General features: G+C 68.8%; 13 protein-coding genes and 1 tRNA gene. 11 read left to right on the forward strand and 3 right to left on the reverse strand.

The features are described from left to right. The first annotated feature begins 181 nt into the window (after positions 1-181). Positions 182-1,237, forward strand: a complete 1,056-nt coding sequence (locus tag ABT085_RS05390; protein WP_351602424.1) for a UDP-N-acetylmuramate dehydrogenase — start codon at positions 182-184, stop codon at positions 1,235-1,237. A 63-nt stretch (positions 1,238-1,300) separates the two neighbouring features. Here ABT085_RS05390 and ABT085_RS05395 read toward each other — a convergent pair whose 3' ends face one another. Continuing rightward, positions 1,301-1,933, reverse strand: coding sequence for an NAD(P)-dependent oxidoreductase (locus tag ABT085_RS05395; RefSeq protein WP_351602426.1), 633 nt, complete (start codon positions 1,931-1,933; stop codon positions 1,301-1,303). 136 nt (positions 1,934-2,069) lie between these two features. On the opposite strand from ABT085_RS05395, the gene ABT085_RS05400 reads away from it, so the two are divergent. Continuing rightward, entirely contained in the window at positions 2,070-2,699 is a 630-nt protein-coding gene (locus tag ABT085_RS05400) for a TetR/AcrR family transcriptional regulator (RefSeq protein ID WP_351602428.1), read from the forward strand. 16 nt (positions 2,700-2,715) lie between these two features. Here the strand turns inward: ABT085_RS05400 and ABT085_RS05405 are convergent, their stop codons facing one another. Continuing rightward, positions 2,716-3,753, reverse strand: coding sequence for an adenosine deaminase (locus ABT085_RS05405; protein WP_351602430.1), 1,038 nt, complete (start codon positions 3,751-3,753; stop codon positions 2,716-2,718). Positions 3,754-3,893: 140 nt separating this feature from the next. Then, positions 3,894-5,120: a pyridoxal phosphate-dependent aminotransferase gene (locus tag ABT085_RS05410; protein ID WP_351602432.1), complete on the reverse strand. Its 1,227-nt coding sequence runs from the start codon at positions 5,118-5,120 to the stop codon at positions 3,894-3,896. Between the two features lie 281 nt (positions 5,121-5,401). Here ABT085_RS05410 and ABT085_RS05415 point away from each other — a divergent pair. From ABT085_RS05415 to rpoB, 9 genes are all read left to right on the forward strand, one after another. Next, positions 5,402-5,474, forward strand: a tRNA-Trp gene (locus ABT085_RS05415). Between the two features lie 110 nt (positions 5,475-5,584). Beyond that, positions 5,585-5,872 carry a preprotein translocase subunit SecE gene (gene secE / locus ABT085_RS05420; protein WP_152888556.1) on the forward strand — a complete coding sequence of 96 codons (288 nt, stop codon included), beginning with the start codon at positions 5,585-5,587 and terminating at the stop codon, positions 5,870-5,872. 82 nt (positions 5,873-5,954) lie between these two features. Further along, positions 5,955-6,833, forward strand: coding sequence for a transcription termination/antitermination protein NusG (gene nusG, locus ABT085_RS05425; RefSeq protein WP_351602435.1), 879 nt, complete (start codon positions 5,955-5,957; stop codon positions 6,831-6,833). 421 nt (positions 6,834-7,254) lie between these two features. Further along, positions 7,255-7,689, forward strand: coding sequence for a 50S ribosomal protein L11 (gene rplK / locus ABT085_RS05430; protein WP_037627044.1), 435 nt, complete (start codon positions 7,255-7,257; stop codon positions 7,687-7,689). 86 nt (positions 7,690-7,775) lie between these two features. Next, positions 7,776-8,501, forward strand: coding sequence for a 50S ribosomal protein L1 (gene rplA, locus ABT085_RS05435; RefSeq protein WP_351602437.1), 726 nt, complete (start codon positions 7,776-7,778; stop codon positions 8,499-8,501). A 139-nt stretch (positions 8,502-8,640) separates the two neighbouring features. Beyond that, positions 8,641-9,510 (forward strand): SCO4651 family lipoprotein, encoded by an 870-nt coding sequence (locus ABT085_RS05440; RefSeq protein WP_351602439.1) that lies wholly within the window; start codon positions 8,641-8,643, stop codon positions 9,508-9,510. Positions 9,511-9,814: 304 nt separating this feature from the next. Next, positions 9,815-10,345, forward strand: a complete 531-nt coding sequence (rplJ, locus tag ABT085_RS05445; protein WP_351602441.1) for a 50S ribosomal protein L10 — start codon at positions 9,815-9,817, stop codon at positions 10,343-10,345. Positions 10,346-10,469: 124 nt separating this feature from the next. Continuing rightward, positions 10,470-10,850 carry a 50S ribosomal protein L7/L12 gene (gene rplL / locus ABT085_RS05450; protein ID WP_351602443.1) on the forward strand — a complete coding sequence of 127 codons (381 nt, stop codon included), beginning with the start codon at positions 10,470-10,472 and terminating at the stop codon, positions 10,848-10,850. Between the two features lie 608 nt (positions 10,851-11,458). Continuing rightward, on the forward strand, positions 11,459-14,944 hold the full coding sequence (gene rpoB / locus ABT085_RS05455; RefSeq protein ID WP_351602445.1) for a DNA-directed RNA polymerase subunit beta: 3,486 nt from the start codon (positions 11,459-11,461) through the stop codon (positions 14,942-14,944). The last annotated feature ends 75 nt before the right edge of the window (positions 14,945-15,019 follow it).

Consider the following 15,019-nt stretch of genomic DNA (forward strand, 5'->3'; position numbering starts at 1 on the left):
GTGGGCGCGGTACGGGGACACCGGCGCGGAGGACGAGCGGTACGCGCGCGTGCCGGGCGGGAAAAGGGGAGTGCGCGCGTGCGCAGGGAGGGCTGGAGGGGTACGCGCGCGTACCGGTGCCGCCGGCGGCACCGGCGGTGGGTGGGCCGGGCTGTCGGTGGCGTCTCGTAGTCTTGGGCGCGTGCAGGAACTCCACGACGCCCCCCTCGCCCCGCTGACCACCTTCCGGCTGGGCGGTCCCGCGACCCGGCTGGTCACCGCGACGACCGACGCCGAGGTGATCGAGGCCGTCCGCGAGGCCGACGACAGCGGCACACCGCTGCTGGTCATCGGCGGCGGGTCGAACCTCGTCATCGGTGACAAGGGCTTCGCCGGGACCGCCCTGCGCATCGCCACCCGCGGGTTCGAACTGCGCGGGACGACGCTGGAGCTGGCCGCCGGCGAGATCTGGACCGACGCCGTCGCCCGCGCGGTGGAAGCCGGGCTCGCCGGGATCGAGTGCCTCGCCGGCATCCCCGGATCGGCGGGCGCGACCCCGATCCAGAACGTGGGGGCGTACGGGCAGGAGGTCTCCTCGACGATCACCGAGGTGATCGCCTACGACCGCCGGGCCGGCGGGACGGTCGCCCTCACGAACGCCGACTGCGCCTTCTCGTACCGGCACAGCCGCTTCAAGGCGGACCCGGAGCGGTATGTCGTGCTGCGCGTCCGTTTCGAGCTGGAGGACGCGGACGGACTGTCCGCGCCCCTGCGCTACGCCGAGACCGCCCGTGCGCTGGGCGTGGCACCCGGCGACCGCGTACCGCTGGCCCGCGCCCGCGAGACCGTGCTGAAGCTGCGCGCGGGCAAGGGGATGGTCCTGGACCCCGAGGACCACGACACCTGGTCCGCCGGGTCCTTCTTCACCAACCCGATCCTCACCGACGCCGACTTCGCCGTGTTCCGGGCACGGGTGCGCGAGCGCCTGGGCGAGGACGCGGAGGCGCCCGCCTACCCGGCGGGGGAGGGGCACACCAAGACCTCCGCGGCCTGGCTGATCGACAAGGCCGGTTTCACCAAGGGCTACGGCACCGGGCCCGCCCGCATCTCCACCAAGCACACGCTCGCCCTCACCAACCGGGGCACGGCAACCGCCGAGGACCTGCTGGCACTCGCCCGCGAGGTGATCGCGGGGGTGCGCGAGGCGTTCGGGATCACGCTGGTCAACGAGCCGGTGATGGTGGGAACCAGCCTGTAGCCGGCCGCCCGGGCCGACCCCGGCCCGGACCGGCCGGGCGTCGGCCGTCCCTGGGGGCAGGCCCTAGTAGGCCAGACCCACCCCCTGCTTCACCGTGGCCGGGTCACCGATCATCGCCAGCATCGCGTGGGCCACGTCGGCGCGGGCGATGAAGCGGCCGCCGGGCGGGAAGCCGCCGACCACCGTCCGGTACCTCCCGGTGAGCGGTTTGTTCTGGAGCCGGGGCGGCCGTACGACCGTCCAGTCCGTGGCGCTGCCCGCCAGTTGGGCCTCCATGGCGCGCAGATCGGCGTACACGTCCTTGAGGGCCGCCGAGACCAGGCCGCGCATGGTGCGGTCGAGGAAGCCGTCGCCCTCGGGCTCGGGGCCGACCGGCCCCGCGCTCACCACGAGCAGCCGCCGTGCCCCCTCCGCCTCCATCGCCGCCAGCACCGTGCGGGTCAGCCGGGCCGCGACCCCGGCGTCCTTGCGGCTGCGGGCTCCGAGGCCGGACAGCACCGCGTCCCGGCCGGCCACCGCGGGCCCCAGCTCCGCCGGGTCCGACAGGTCCGTACGGAACACCTCCAGGCCCGCGCCGGTGACCGTCAGCCGGGCGGGGTCACGGACGACGGCCGTGACCCGGTGTCCCGACGCCAGCGCCTGGCGGACGATTTCCTGACCGATGCCTCCGGTGGCACCGAGAACGGTGAGGTTCATGACCGTCTCCCGTACTGTTCCAGACAGGTGGGTGAGCATTCACTCACCCTTGTTCCCTCAGGGTGAGCGAGTACTCACCCACGAGTCAAGACCTGGCCGGGGCCGGGAAGGACGCGTCGTGAAATCCTTGGGTCCCATGCAGCAGAAACAGGCCGTACCGGCCCGGGTCCGGATTCTCGACGCCGCGCACGAACTGATGCTCACGCTCGGACTGGCCCGCGCCACGACGAAGGAGATCGCCAGGGCGGCCGGCTGCTCCGAGGCGGCCCTGTACAAGTACTTCCCGAGCAAGGAGGACCTGTTCATCCGGGTGCTCGCGGAACGGCTGCCCCGGCTGACCCCGCTGCTGAGCGCCCTGACCGCCGACCCCGGCCGACGCGGTCTGGAGGAGAACCTCACCGAGATCGCCCGCCAGGCGGCCCTGTTCTACGAGCAGAGCTTCCCGATCGCGGCCTCCCTGTACGCGGAGACCCAGCTCAAGCGGCGGCACGACCAGGCGATGCGGGAGATGGGCACGGGACCGCACCGGCCGATCGAGGGCCTGGACGCCTACCTCCGCGCCGAGCAGGCCGCCGGGCGGGTCGGCCCCGACGCCGACACCCGCACCGCCGCGTCCTTGCTGCTGGGCGCGTGCGCCCAGCGCGCGTTCGCCTACGACGCGACGCCCGACGGAGTCCGTCCGCCGCTGGACGACTTCGCCCGGCGCCTGGCCCGCACCCTCCTGGCCGGAATCGCCCCCGAGGCGGAGCCGGCCGGGACGGCCTGAAGGGCCCGTCGGCCGGTCAGGCGGTCAGCCAGTCGTCGATCCCCGACAGCAGCCTCTGCTTCACGTCCTGCGGTGCCGCCGAACCCCGTACGGACTGCCGGGCCAGTTCCGCGAGCTCCGCGTCCGTGAAGGCGTGGTGCTCGCGGGCGATCTCGTACTGGGCGGCCAGCCTGGAGCCGAACAGCAGTGGGTCGTCGGCGCCCAGCGCCATCGGGACGCCCGCCTCGAACAGGGTGCGCAGCGGGACGTCCTCCGGCTTCTCGTAGACGCCGAGTGCCACGTTCGAGGCCGGGCACACCTCGCAGGTCACCCCTCGGTCGGCGAGCCGCTTCAGCAGCCGGGGGTCCTCCGCCGCGCGCACTCCGTGCCCGATCCGGGTGGCGTCCAGGTCGTCCAGACAGTCGCGTACCGAGGCCGGGCCGGTCAGCTCGCCGCCGTGCGGCGCCGCCAGCAGGCCGCCCTCGCGGGCGATGGCGAACGCGCGGTCGAAGTCCCGGGCCATGCCCCGGCGTTCGTCGTTCGACAGCCCGAATCCGACGATCCCCCGGTCCGCGTAGCGCACCGCCAGGCGGGCCAGCGTACGGGCGTCCAGCGGGTGCTTCATCCGGTTCGCGGCCACCAGGACCCGCATGCCGAGCCCGGTCTCGCGCGAGGCGGTGTCCACCGCGTCCAGGATGATCTCCAGCGCCGGGATCAGCCCGCCCAGGCGCGGCGCGTACGAGGTCGGGTCGACCTGGATCTCCAGCCAGCCCGAGCCGTCCCGCACATCCTCCTCGGCCGCTTCCCGGACCAGCCGCTGTATGTCCTCCGGCTGCCGCAGGCACGAGCGGGCCGCGTCGTACAGGCGCTGGAAGCGGAACCAGCCCCGCTCGTCGGTCGCCCGCAGTCTCGGCGGCTCCCCGCTCGTCAGCGCCTCGGTGAGCGCGTCGGGCAGCCGCACCCCGTACTTGTCGGCCAGCTCCAGCACGGTGCCGGGCCGCATCGACCCGGTGAAGTGCAGATGCAGATGGGCTTTCGGCAGCTCAGAGACATCACGTACAGGTACACGCTCCATCCAAGGATCCTGCCGTACGTCCCCGCCGTCCCGGTAGCGGTTTCCCCGATCGTGGTCTTGCTCGCACAAAGGAACAGAACGGAACAGGGCACCCGGGACCGATGTCCCGGGTGCCCTGTACGACTTCTGCGCGCGGGAACTCAGTCCCGCGCCTCGGCCAGCAGCTTCTGGATCCGGCTGACGCCCTCGACGAGGTCCTCGTCGCCGAGCGCGTACGACAGCCGCAGGTATCCCGGCGTGCCGAAGGCCTCGCCCGGAACGACCGCGACCTCGGCCTCCTCCAGGATCAGCGCGGCCAGTTCCACGCTGTCCTGCGGGCGCTTGCCGCGGATCTCCTTGCCCAGCAGGCCCTTCACCGACGGGTAGGCGTAGAACGCGCCCTCGGGCTCGGGGCAGAGCACGCCGTCGATCTCGTTCAGCATCCGCACGATCGTCTTGCGGCGCCGGTCGAAGGCCTCGCGCATCTCGGCGACGGCCGACAGGTCGCCGGAGACGGCGGCCAGGGCGGCCACCTGGGCCACGTTGGAGACGTTCGACGTGGCGTGCGACTGGAGGTTCGTGGCCGCCTTGACGACGTCCTTCGGGCCGATGACCCAGCCCACGCGCCAGCCCGTCATGGCGTACGTCTTGGCGACACCGTTGACCACGATGCACTTGTCGGCCAGCTCGGGCACGACCACCGGCAGGGAGTGGAACTCCGCGTCGCCGTAGACGAGGTGCTCGTAGATCTCGTCGGTCAGGACCCACAGGCCCTTCTCGGCGGCCCAGCGGCCGATCTCCTCGATCTGCTCGCGGGTGTAGACCGCGCCGGTCGGGTTGGAGGGGGAGACGAAGAGCAGCACCTTGGTGTTCTCGGTGCGGGCCGCCTCCAGCTGCTCCACCGAGACCCGGTAACCGGTCGTCTCGTCGGCGACGACCTCGACCGGGACACCGCCGGCCAGCCGGATCGACTCCGGGTAGGTGGTCCAGTACGGCGCCGGGACGATGACCTCGTCGCCCGGGTCGAGGATCGCGGCGAACGCCTCGTAGATCGCCTGCTTGCCGCCGTTGGTCACCAGGATCTGGGACGCGTCGACCTCGTACCCGGAGTCGCGCAGCGTCTTCGCGGCGATGGCGGTCTTGAGCTCGGGCAGGCCGCCGGCGGGCGTGTAGCGGTGGTACTTCGGGTTCTTGCAGGCCTCGACGGCCGCCTCGACGATGTAGTCCGGAGTCGGGAAGTCGGGCTCGCCGGCGCCGAATCCGATCACCGGACGCCCGGCGGCCTTCAGGGCCTTGGCCTTGGCGTCCACGGCGAGGGTGGCAGACTCGGAGATCGCGCCGATGCGGGCGGAGACCCGGCGCTCGGTGGGAGAGGTTGCAGCGCTCATGGACCCCATCGTTTCAGACCGGAAACGCCCCCGGCACGCTGGTTTCACAGACTGAACAGGACCGGGCGCAGTCCTGAACACCAGTCCGGAACCCCACGATGGCCTGGTGATCTTCCGTCAGCTTTCCGGTGATCTTCCGCTTCCGGCGCCCTCACGGGCGCTTTCTGTTCGACGACCGGCCCCGGACCACGTACACTCTCACCTCGTTGGCCTTCAGCGGCCCGCGCTCATCGGGTGCACACCGAGCACCCGTCCGGATGCGGTACGTTGGGGACACACAAAGGGTCGTAGCTCAATTGGTAGAGCACCGGTCTCCAAAACCGGCGGTTGGGGGTTCAAGTCCCTCCGGCCCTGCTACACACACCATTCGCCAGTGATGTGTGCGCATGTACGTACAGAAATGCACCGCCGTGCGGCTCAAACCGGGCGCGGCACGGTCACGACCCGGAATCAGGTGAGGACGAATGGCGGACGCCGTGGGCTCCATCGACATGCCTGATGCCCAGGACGAGGCGCTCGAGTCCAAGAAGAAGCCCCGCAAGGGTGGCAAGCGCGCCAAGAAGGGCCCGCTGAAGCGACTCGCCCTCTTCTACCGGCAGATCGTTGCGGAACTGCGCAAGGTCGTCTGGCCGACGCGCAACCAGCTGACGTCGTACACCACTGTGGTGATCTTCTTCGTTGCGATCATGATCGCTCTGGTCACCGTGATTGACTATGGGCTCAGCCATGGAGCCAAGTACGTCTTCGGCTGAGCCGACCTAGCGAAGGGCGCCGCGGTTACCGGCGTCCCTTTCGCGTGTTCCACCCCTATGTATCCAGGAAGAAGCAGCCACAGTGTCTGACGCCAACCTGAACGACGACGCCATCGAGCCGGACGAGTCCGTGGACGACGAGCTCGACAACGTCGAGGGCGCGGACGAGCAGGACGAGTTCGAGGCTGCGGAAGCCGAGGCGGGTGAGCCGGCCGAGGAGGCCGCGCTGCACGCCCTGGACGAGGACGAGACCACCGAGGACGAGTCCGAGGAAGACGAGTCCGACGAGGACGACTCCGAGGAGGCCGTCGAGGACGAGGCCGCCGAGGAGGAGGCCGAGCCCGTCGACCCCGTCGAGGCCCTCCGTCAGGAACTGCGTTCCCTGCCCGGCGAGTGGTACGTGATCCACACCTACGCCGGCTACGAGAACCGCGTGAAGACCAACCTGGAGCAGCGCGCCGTCTCGCTGAACGTCGAGGACTACATCTTCCAGGCCGAGGTGCCGCAGGAAGAGGTCGTCCAGATCAAGAACGGCGACCGCAAGACCATCCGCCAGAACAAGCTCCCCGGCTACGTGCTGGTGCGCATGGACCTGACGAACGAGTCCTGGGGCGTCGTCCGCAACACCCCCGGTGTCACCGGCTTCGTGGGCAACGCCTACGACCCGTACCCGCTGACCCTGGACGAGATCGTCAAGATGCTCGCCCCGGAGGCCGAGGAGAAGGCCGCCCGTGAGGCCGCCGAGGCCGAGGGCAAGCCGGCGCCGCAGCGCAAGGTCGAGGTCCAGGTGCTGGACTTCGAGGTCGGCGACTCGGTCACCGTCACCGACGGTCCGTTCGCCACGCTCCAGGCGACCATCAACGAGATCAACCCGGACTCCAAGAAGGTCAAGGGCCTGGTGGAGATCTTCGGCCGCGAGACGCCGGTCGAGCTCTCCTTCGACCAGATCCAGAAGAACTGAACCGTCCTCGGGGAACACCGGCCGGGATCGAGAGATCCGGGGTGTGACGAGCGACGGGCGAGTGACATAGGCAACACGGCGGCCGAGGGCGCCTCGGACAGTGCGGCACAGCCCGCGCGGTCCGGGCGCCCTCGCCCCGTTCCCGCCCGCGGCCCCTTCCCCTTTTCTGCGCTCGGCCTTTCCGGTGGCCGGTGCCGGTGTCGGCCAACTGGTCTCGGTCGCCGGGCTGTTCGGCGGGATTTTCCTGGTAGCGGGGCTGGTCAGGACAGTGCTCGCGGTGCGGCGCCGTACCCCCGTGAAACCCGCCTGACCAGCTCGATTTCTTGTGCCGGGAGTGCATCGGCTACCGTAGTGCGGTATGCCTCCATCCGGATTAACCGGACGGAAGCTGAAAACTCTCACTAGGACCCGGAGAGAGCACATGCCTCCCAAGAAGAAGAAGGTCACGGGGCTTATCAAGCTCCAGATCAACGCCGGTGCGGCGAACCCGGCTCCGCCGGTCGGCCCCGCGCTCGGTCAGCACGGCGTCAACATCATGGAGTTCTGCAAGGCCTACAACGCCGCGACCGAGTCGCAGCGTGGCTGGGTCATCCCGGTGGAGATCACGGTCTACGAGGACCGTTCCTTCACCTTCGTGACCAAGACTCCGCCGGCCGCGAAGATGATCCTCAAGGCCGCGGGTGTCGAGAAGGGCTCCGGCGAGCCGCACAAGACCAAGGTCGCCAAGATCACCGAGGCGCAGGTCCGCGAGATCGCCACGACCAAGATGCCCGACCTCAACGCCAACGACCTGGACGCCGCCGCGAAGATCATCGCCGGCACCGCCCGTTCCATGGGCATCACGGTCGAAGGCTGAACCCCAGCCCCGTAGCACCTTCGTAGAACCGTGGCGGGGCCTGCTCGGCCCGTACCACGACTCCTCAAGAACACACAGGAGCAGTAGTGAGCAAGCGCAGCAAGTCTCTCCGCGCTGCGGACGCCAAGATCGACCGGGACAAGCTCTACGCCCCCCTCGAGGCCGTCCGTCTCGCCAAGGAGACCTCCACCAGCAAGTTCGACGGCACCGTCGAGGTCGCCTTCCGCCTGGGTGTCGACCCGCGCAAGGCCGACCAGATGGTCCGTGGCACCGTGAACCTGCCGCACGGCACCGGCAAGACCGCCCGGGTCCTGGTCTTCGCGACCGGTGACCGTGCTGCGGCCGCAGAGGCTGCGGGCGCCGACATCGTCGGCTCCGACGAACTGATCGACGAGGTCGCGAAGGGCCGTCTGGACTTCGACGCCGTCGTCGCCACCCCTGACCTCATGGGCAAGGTCGGCCGCCTCGGCCGCGTGCTCGGTCCCCGTGGTCTCATGCCGAACCCCAAGACCGGCACCGTCACCCCGGACGTCGTCAAGGCTGTCAACGACATCAAGGGCGGCAAGATCGAGTTCCGCGTCGACAAGCACTCGAACCTGCACTTCATCATCGGCAAGGTGTCCTTCGACGACGCCAAGCTGGTGGAGAACTACGGCGCCGCGCTCGACGAGATCCTTCGTCTGAAGCCGTCGGCCGCCAAGGGTCGTTACGTCAAGAAGGCCGCGATCAGCACCACGATCGGCCCCGGCATCCCGGTCGACCCGAACCGCACCCGCAACCTCCTCGTCGAGGAGGACCCGGCGGCGGTCTGAGCCTGACGCTCACCCCAGTCGGTCACGGGCCCCGCACCTCTTTCCAGGTGCGGGGCCCGTCCCTGTTTCCGCGCGCACCCGTGCCCTTTCCGCGGCGCCGGGTTAGCGTGAAGATCACGGGGACACGAGGGGGGTACGGATGAGGGACAGACTCGTCGGGCGCGGTGTCCTCCCGTTGCTCCTCGCGGCCGCGCTGACCGCCCTCACGGGCTGCACCTCCGACCGTGACGGCGACCCGGGGCCCGAGGAGTCCGACAGCGCCCCGCACCGCCCCGACACCCGCACGGCGGCCGCGCTGCGCGCCGTGGAGCGGGCCACCGTCCGGGCCGGTTCCGCGCGGATCACCTCGGCCACGGTCATGGGCGCCATGCTCTCCACCCGGACCGAGGGCGCCCTGGACTGGGCCGGCGACTCCACCGGCACCCTGCGCATCACGTACACCGGCGGCGAACTGGCCGCGACCATGCGCAGGCTGGGCACCACCACGATGGAGGCCCGGCTGCTGCCCGACGCGTACTACGCGCAGGTCGGCACCCGCTTCGCGCGGCAGATGGGCGGCCGGCACTGGATCAGATACGACTACGAGGACCTGGACGCCCTGCCCGGCGACTCGGGCCGGTATCTGAAGGACCAGCTCCGCAACACCGCCCCCGTCCCGCCGGTCCGGCTCCTGCTGGCCTCCGGGGACGTCCGTGCGGCCGGGGTGGAGACGGTGGACGGCGTGAGGACCCGGCACTACACGGGCACGGTGGAGGTGGCCGGTCTCACCGACCGCGCCCTGCGCGAGCAGCTCACCGCGGCCGGGGTCACCGGCGAGACCCTGGACATCTGGGTCGACGACCGCGACCTGCTGGTGAAGAAGGTGGAGGAGGCGCGGATGTCGACGGGCCTGATGACCCAGACCGCCCACTACCGCGACTACGGCGTACGGCTCTCGGTGCGCCGCCCGCCGGCCGCGGACACCCGGGACTTCGAGGACCTGGTGAAGCAGCAGAAGAGCACGCCCTGACCGTACGGTCGCGGCCGGGCGTGAGCCCCGTACGGGCGGATTTGCCTGACGGTCGCCCGCTCACGTACTCTCTTGCCGAAGCCAAAGACCGCTGGTCGTTGCCGTGTGCTCGCGAGAGGGCGCGGTGGCCGAAGGATCCGCTGACAGTGGACGACCCGCGCAGGTGACCGTGGAAATGCTCCCGGAGTTCATGGTTCGCGCCATGTACGCCCGGTCGAGCTACGCCCCGTGCGCCTGCGCCGGGGCGTTTCGTCTGTCCAGCCCCTTCTGAGCGGTCCTCATCACCCGGAAGGAGGCCACGCTCATGGCAAGGCCCGACAAGGCTGCCGCGGTAGCCGAGCTCGCGGACCAGTTCCGCAGCTCGAACGCTGCTGTGCTGACCGAGTACCGGGGTCTCACCGTGGCGCAGCTCAAGACGCTGCGCCGTTCGCTCGGTGAAGACGCCCAGTACGCCGTGGTGAAGAACACGCTGACCAAGATTGCGGCCAACGAGGCCGGGATCGACACGCTCGACGACCTGTTCAACGGTCCGACGGCGGTCGCCTTCATCACCGGTGACCCGGTGACGTCGGCGAAGGGTCTTCGTGACTTCGCCAAGGACAACCCGAACCTCGTCATCAAGGGCGGTGTCCTTGACGGCAAGGCGCTGTCCGCCGACGAGATCAAGAAGCTTGCGGACCTCGAGTCCCGCGAGGTTCTGCTCGCCAAGCTGGCGGGCGCCATGAAGGGCAAGCAGACGCAGGCTGCACAGCTCTTCCAGGCGCTTCCCTCGAAGCTCGTCCGCACCGTGGACGCGCTCCGTGCCAAGGTCGACGAGCAGGGCGGTGCCGAGTAACTCGGCTCGCGAAATGACCGCCGCCTGAGGCTCCCCGCCGGGGGCGGAGGTCGTAGCGGGCCGAACGTACGCCCGCCATACATGTACATCCGGCACCAGCCGATTTAGTGGAAGGAAAGCCATCATGGCTCTCACCCAGGACGAACTGCTCGCCGAGTTCGAGGGCATGACCCTCATCCAGCTCTCCGAGTTCGTGAAGGCGTTCGAGGAGAAGTTCGACGTCACCGCCGCTGCCGCGACCGTCGTCGCCGGTGGCCCGGTCGGCCCCGTCGCCGCCGAGGCCGAGGAGGAGAAGGACGAGTTCGACGTCATCCTCACCGGTGCGGGCGACAAGAAGATCCAGGTCATCAAGGTCGTGCGTGAGCTGACCTCCCTGGGTCTGAAGGAGGCCAAGGACCTCGTGGACGGCGCCCCGAAGCCCGTCCTCGAGAAGGTCGCCAAGGACGCCGCCGAGAAGGCCGCCGAGTCCCTCAAGGGCGCCGGCGCCTCCGTCGAGGTCAAGTAACACCCCGAGGTCCCCTGGGCCTCGCCTGCACGCTGATTACGGCCTCCTGGGGCTGTAACGCGAACGCACCGAAGAGCGATCATCCATCTGGGTGGTCGCTCTTCGGCGTTCGAGGGGCCGGGTGGCGGCCTCCTTGCACCGGTCGGTCCGGCGAGTATGGTGATCTTCATCGTGCCTGCGAAACCCCCGGTGGCAGGCGGCAAGTGACGAGCGCGGCAGCCGGTTCGGGCCAGGGGGCCTTGACGAACCGCACGCAGCGCGCAATTCTCAGGACGCGTCGTCACAACGATCCGAATCCGAGGCATGGATCGACGACGTGGAGGGCAGTATCAACGTGCATTGAGGGCGTGGGCTTGCGCAGGTGTCGAGAACAACGAGGGTCTCGAAAAACCCGCACTGGACATCAGTGTGCCAAGTGGCTACACTGTCCCTTTGCGCTGCCTGTTAGCTGTCCCCTGCCCGTCACCAGGGGCATGCCTTCACTCGAGCATCACTGACCGGAACTCTCTGAGCTGGCCTTTTGGTCGGATCTGGAACCTCCTGTCCTGATGCGTGAGCGAGGGACCGGTACGCGCGTAGTGAGTCCGAGCCCTCGGAAGGACCCCCTCTTGGCCGCCTCGCGCACTGCCTCGACCGCGAATACGAACAACGCTGCCAGCACCGCCCCGCTGCGCATCTCCTTTGCAAAGATCAAGGAGCCTCTCGAGGTTCCGAACCTGCTCGCGCTGCAGACCGAGAGCTTCGACTGGCTGCTCGGCAACACCGCTTGGCAGACTCGGGTCGAGGAGGCTCTGGAGAGCGGTCAGGACGTCCCCACCAAGTCCGGTCTGGAGGAGATCTTCGAGGAGATCTCCCCGATCGAGGACTTCTCCGGGTCGATGTCCCTGACCTTCCGCGACCACCGTTTCGAACCGCCGAAGAACAGCATCGACGAGTGCAAGGACCGTGACTTCACGTACGCGGCCCCGCTCTTCGTCACGGCTGAGTTCACCAACAACGAGACCGGCGAGATCAAGTCCCAGACGGTCTTCATGGGCGACTTCCCGCTCATGACCAACAAGGGCACCTTCGTCATCAACGGCACCGAGCGTGTCGTGGTGTCGCAGCTGGTCCGTTCGCCGGGTGTCTACTTCGACTCCTCCATCGACAAGACGTCCGACAAGGACATCTTCTCCGCCAAGATCATCCCGTCCCGGGGTGCCTGGCTGGAGATGGAGATCGACAAGCGCGACATGGTCGGTGTGCGCATCGACCGCAAGCGCAAGCAGTCCGTCACCGTCCTCCTGAAGGCTCTCGGCTGGACCACCGAGCAGATCCTCGAGGAGTTCGGCGAGTACGAGTCCATGCGCGCCACCCTGGAGAAGGACCACACCCAGGGCCAGGACGACGCGCTGCTCGACATCTACCGCAAGCTGCGTCCGGGCGAGCCCCCCACGCGTGAGGCCGCGCAGACGCTGCTGGAGAACCTGTACTTCAACCCCAAGCGCTACGACCTGGCCAAGGTCGGCCGCTACAAGGTCAACAAGAAGCTGGGTGCGGAGGCTCCGCTCGACGCGGGCGTCCTGACCGTCGAGGACGTCATCTCGACGATCAAGTACCTGGTGAAGCTGCACGCGGGCGAGACCGAGACGGTCGCCGACAGCGGCCAGTCGATCGTCGTCGAGACCGACGACATCGACCACTTCGGCAACCGTCGTCTGCGCAGCGTCGGCGAGCTCATCCAGAACCAGGTCCGTACGGGTCTGGCGCGTATGGAGCGCGTCGTGCGCGAGCGCATGACGACCCAGGACGTCGAGGCGATCACGCCGCAGACCCTGATCAACATCCGGCCGGTCGTCGCCTCCATCAAGGAGTTCTTCGGCACCAGCCAGCTGTCGCAGTTCATGGACCAGAACAACCCGCTGTCGGGTCTCACCCACAAGCGCCGTCTGTCGGCTCTTGGCCCGGGTGGTCTCTCCCGTGAGCGGGCCGGCTTCGAGGTCCGTGACGTGCACCCCTCGCACTACGGCCGCATGTGCCCGATCGAGACCCCCGAAGGCCCGAACATCGGTCTGATCGGCTCGCTCGCCTCCTACGGCCGCGTCAACGCGTTCGGCTTCGTGGAGACGCCGTACCGCAAGGTCGTCGACGGTGTCGTCACCGACGAGGTCGACTACCTGACGGCCGACGAGGAGGACCGCTTCGTCATCGCGCAGGCCAACGCCACGCTCGACGACGACCTGCGCTTCACCGAGAACCGCGTCCTGGTCCGCCGTCGTGGCGGCGAGGTCGACTACGTCCCCGGTGACGACGTCGACTACATGGACGTCTCGCCGCGCCAGATGGTGTCGGTCGCGACCGCCATGATCCCGTTCCTCGAGCACGACGACGCCAACCGTGCCCTCATGGGCGCGAACATGATGCGTCAGGCCGTGCCGCTGATTAAGTCCGAGGCTCCGCTCGTCGGCACCGGCATGGAGTACCGCTCCGCCGTCGACGCCGGCGACGTGGTCAAGGCCGAGAAGGCGGGTGTCGTCCAGGAGGTCTCCGCGGACTACATCACCACCGCCAACGACGACGGCACGTACATCACGTACCGCCTGGCCAAGTTCGCCCGCTCCAACCAGGGCACCTCGGTCAACCAGAAGGTCATCGTCAACGAGGGCGACCGGATCATCGAGGGCCAGGTCCTCGCCGACGGTCCGGCCACCGAGAACGGCGAGATGGCCCTGGGCAAGAACCTGCTCGTGGCGTTCATGCCGTGGGAGGGTCACAACTACGAGGACGCGATCATCCTGTCGCAGCGCCTCGTGCAGGACGACGTCCTCTCCTCGATCCACATCGAGGAGCACGAGGTCGACGCCCGTGACACCAAGCTCGGCCCCGAGGAGATCACCCGGGACATCCCGAACGTCTCCGAGGAGGTCCTCGCCGACCTCGACGAGCGCGGCATCATCCGGATCGGTGCCGAGGTCGTCGCCGGCGACATCCTCGTCGGCAAGGTCACGCCCAAGGGTGAGACCGAGCTGACGCCGGAGGAGCGCCTGCTGCGCGCGATCTTCGGTGAGAAGGCCCGTGAGGTCCGTGACACCTCGCTGAAGGTCCCGCACGGCGAGATCGGCAAGGTCATCGGCGTCCGCGTCTTCGACCGCGAAGAGGGCGACGAGCTGCCGCCGGGCGTGAACCAGCTGGTCCGCGTCTACGTCGCGCAGAAGCGCAAGATCACCGACGGTGACAAGCTCGCCGGCCGTCACGGCAACAAGGGTGTCATCTCCAAGATCCTGCCGATCGAGGACATGCCGTTCCTGGAGGACGGCACCGCGGTCGACATCATCCTCAACCCGCTCGGTGTCCCGTCCCGAATGAACCCGGGACAGGTGCTGGAGATCCACCTCGGCTGGCTCGCCAGCCGCGGCTGGGACGTCTCCGGTCTTGCCGAAGAGTGGGCCCAGCGTCTTCAGGTCATCGGTGCCGACCAGGTCGCCCCGGGCACCAACGTCGCCACCCCGGTGTTCGACGGTGCGCGCGAGGACGAGCTGGCGGGTCTGCTGCAGCACACCATCCCGAACCGCGACGGCGAGCGCATGGTGCTCCCGACCGGCAAGGCGCGGCTGTTCGACGGCCGCTCCGGTGAGCCGTTCCCGGACCCGATCTCGGTCGGCTACATGTACATCCTGAAGCTGCACCACCTGGTCGACGACAAGCTGCACGCCCGGTCGACCGGTCCGTACTCGATGATCACCCAGCAGCCGCTGGGTGGTAAGGCCCAGTTCGGTGGCCAGCGCTTCGGTGAGATGGAGGTGTGGGCGCTGGAGGCTTACGGCGCCGCGTACGCCCTCCAGGAGCTGCTGACCATCAAGTCCGACGACGTCACCGGCCGCGTGAAGGTCTACGAGGCCATCGTCAAGGGCGAGAACATCCCGGAGCCCGGCATCCCCGAGTCCTTCAAGGTGCTCATCAAGGAGATGCAGTCCCTGTGCCTCAACGTGGAGGTGCTGTCCTCGGACGGCATGTCCATCGAGATGCGCGACACCGACGAGGACGTCTTCCGCGCGGCGGAGGAGCTTGGCATCGACCTGTCCCGGCGCGAGCCGAGCAGCGTCGAAGAGGTCTGACGGGAGTCCGGCCGGGCTCAGCATGAGCCCGGCCGGCCCCAGGACCCCCGTATCAGACCCCATGACTTACAACCC

It is taken from the genome of Streptomyces sp. NPDC002265, assembly GCF_040296125.1.
Classification (GTDB): domain Bacteria; phylum Actinomycetota; class Actinomycetes; order Streptomycetales; family Streptomycetaceae; genus Streptomyces.

Coding starts and splice junctions, on each gene's coding strand:
- rplL (WP_351602443.1), top strand. CDS start 10,470: ATGGCTCTCACCCAGGACGAACTGCTCGCCGAGTTCGAGGGCATGACC.
- ABT085_RS05400 (WP_351602428.1), top strand. CDS start 2,070: ATGCAGCAGAAACAGGCCGTACCGGCCCGGGTCCGGATTCTCGACGCC.
- secE (WP_152888556.1), top strand. CDS start 5,585: ATGGCGGACGCCGTGGGCTCCATCGACATGCCTGATGCCCAGGACGAG.
- ABT085_RS05405 (WP_351602430.1), bottom strand. CDS start 3,753: ATGGAGCGTGTACCTGTACGTGATGTCTCTGAGCTGCCGAAAGCCCAT.
- ABT085_RS05410 (WP_351602432.1), bottom strand. CDS start 5,120: ATGAGCGCTGCAACCTCTCCCACCGAGCGCCGGGTCTCCGCCCGCATC.
- ABT085_RS05440 (WP_351602439.1), top strand. CDS start 8,641: ATGAGGGACAGACTCGTCGGGCGCGGTGTCCTCCCGTTGCTCCTCGCG.
- ABT085_RS05395 (WP_351602426.1), bottom strand. CDS start 1,933: ATGAACCTCACCGTTCTCGGTGCCACCGGAGGCATCGGTCAGGAAATC.
- rplK (WP_037627044.1), top strand. CDS start 7,255: ATGCCTCCCAAGAAGAAGAAGGTCACGGGGCTTATCAAGCTCCAGATC.
- rplJ (WP_351602441.1), top strand. CDS start 9,815: ATGGCAAGGCCCGACAAGGCTGCCGCGGTAGCCGAGCTCGCGGACCAG.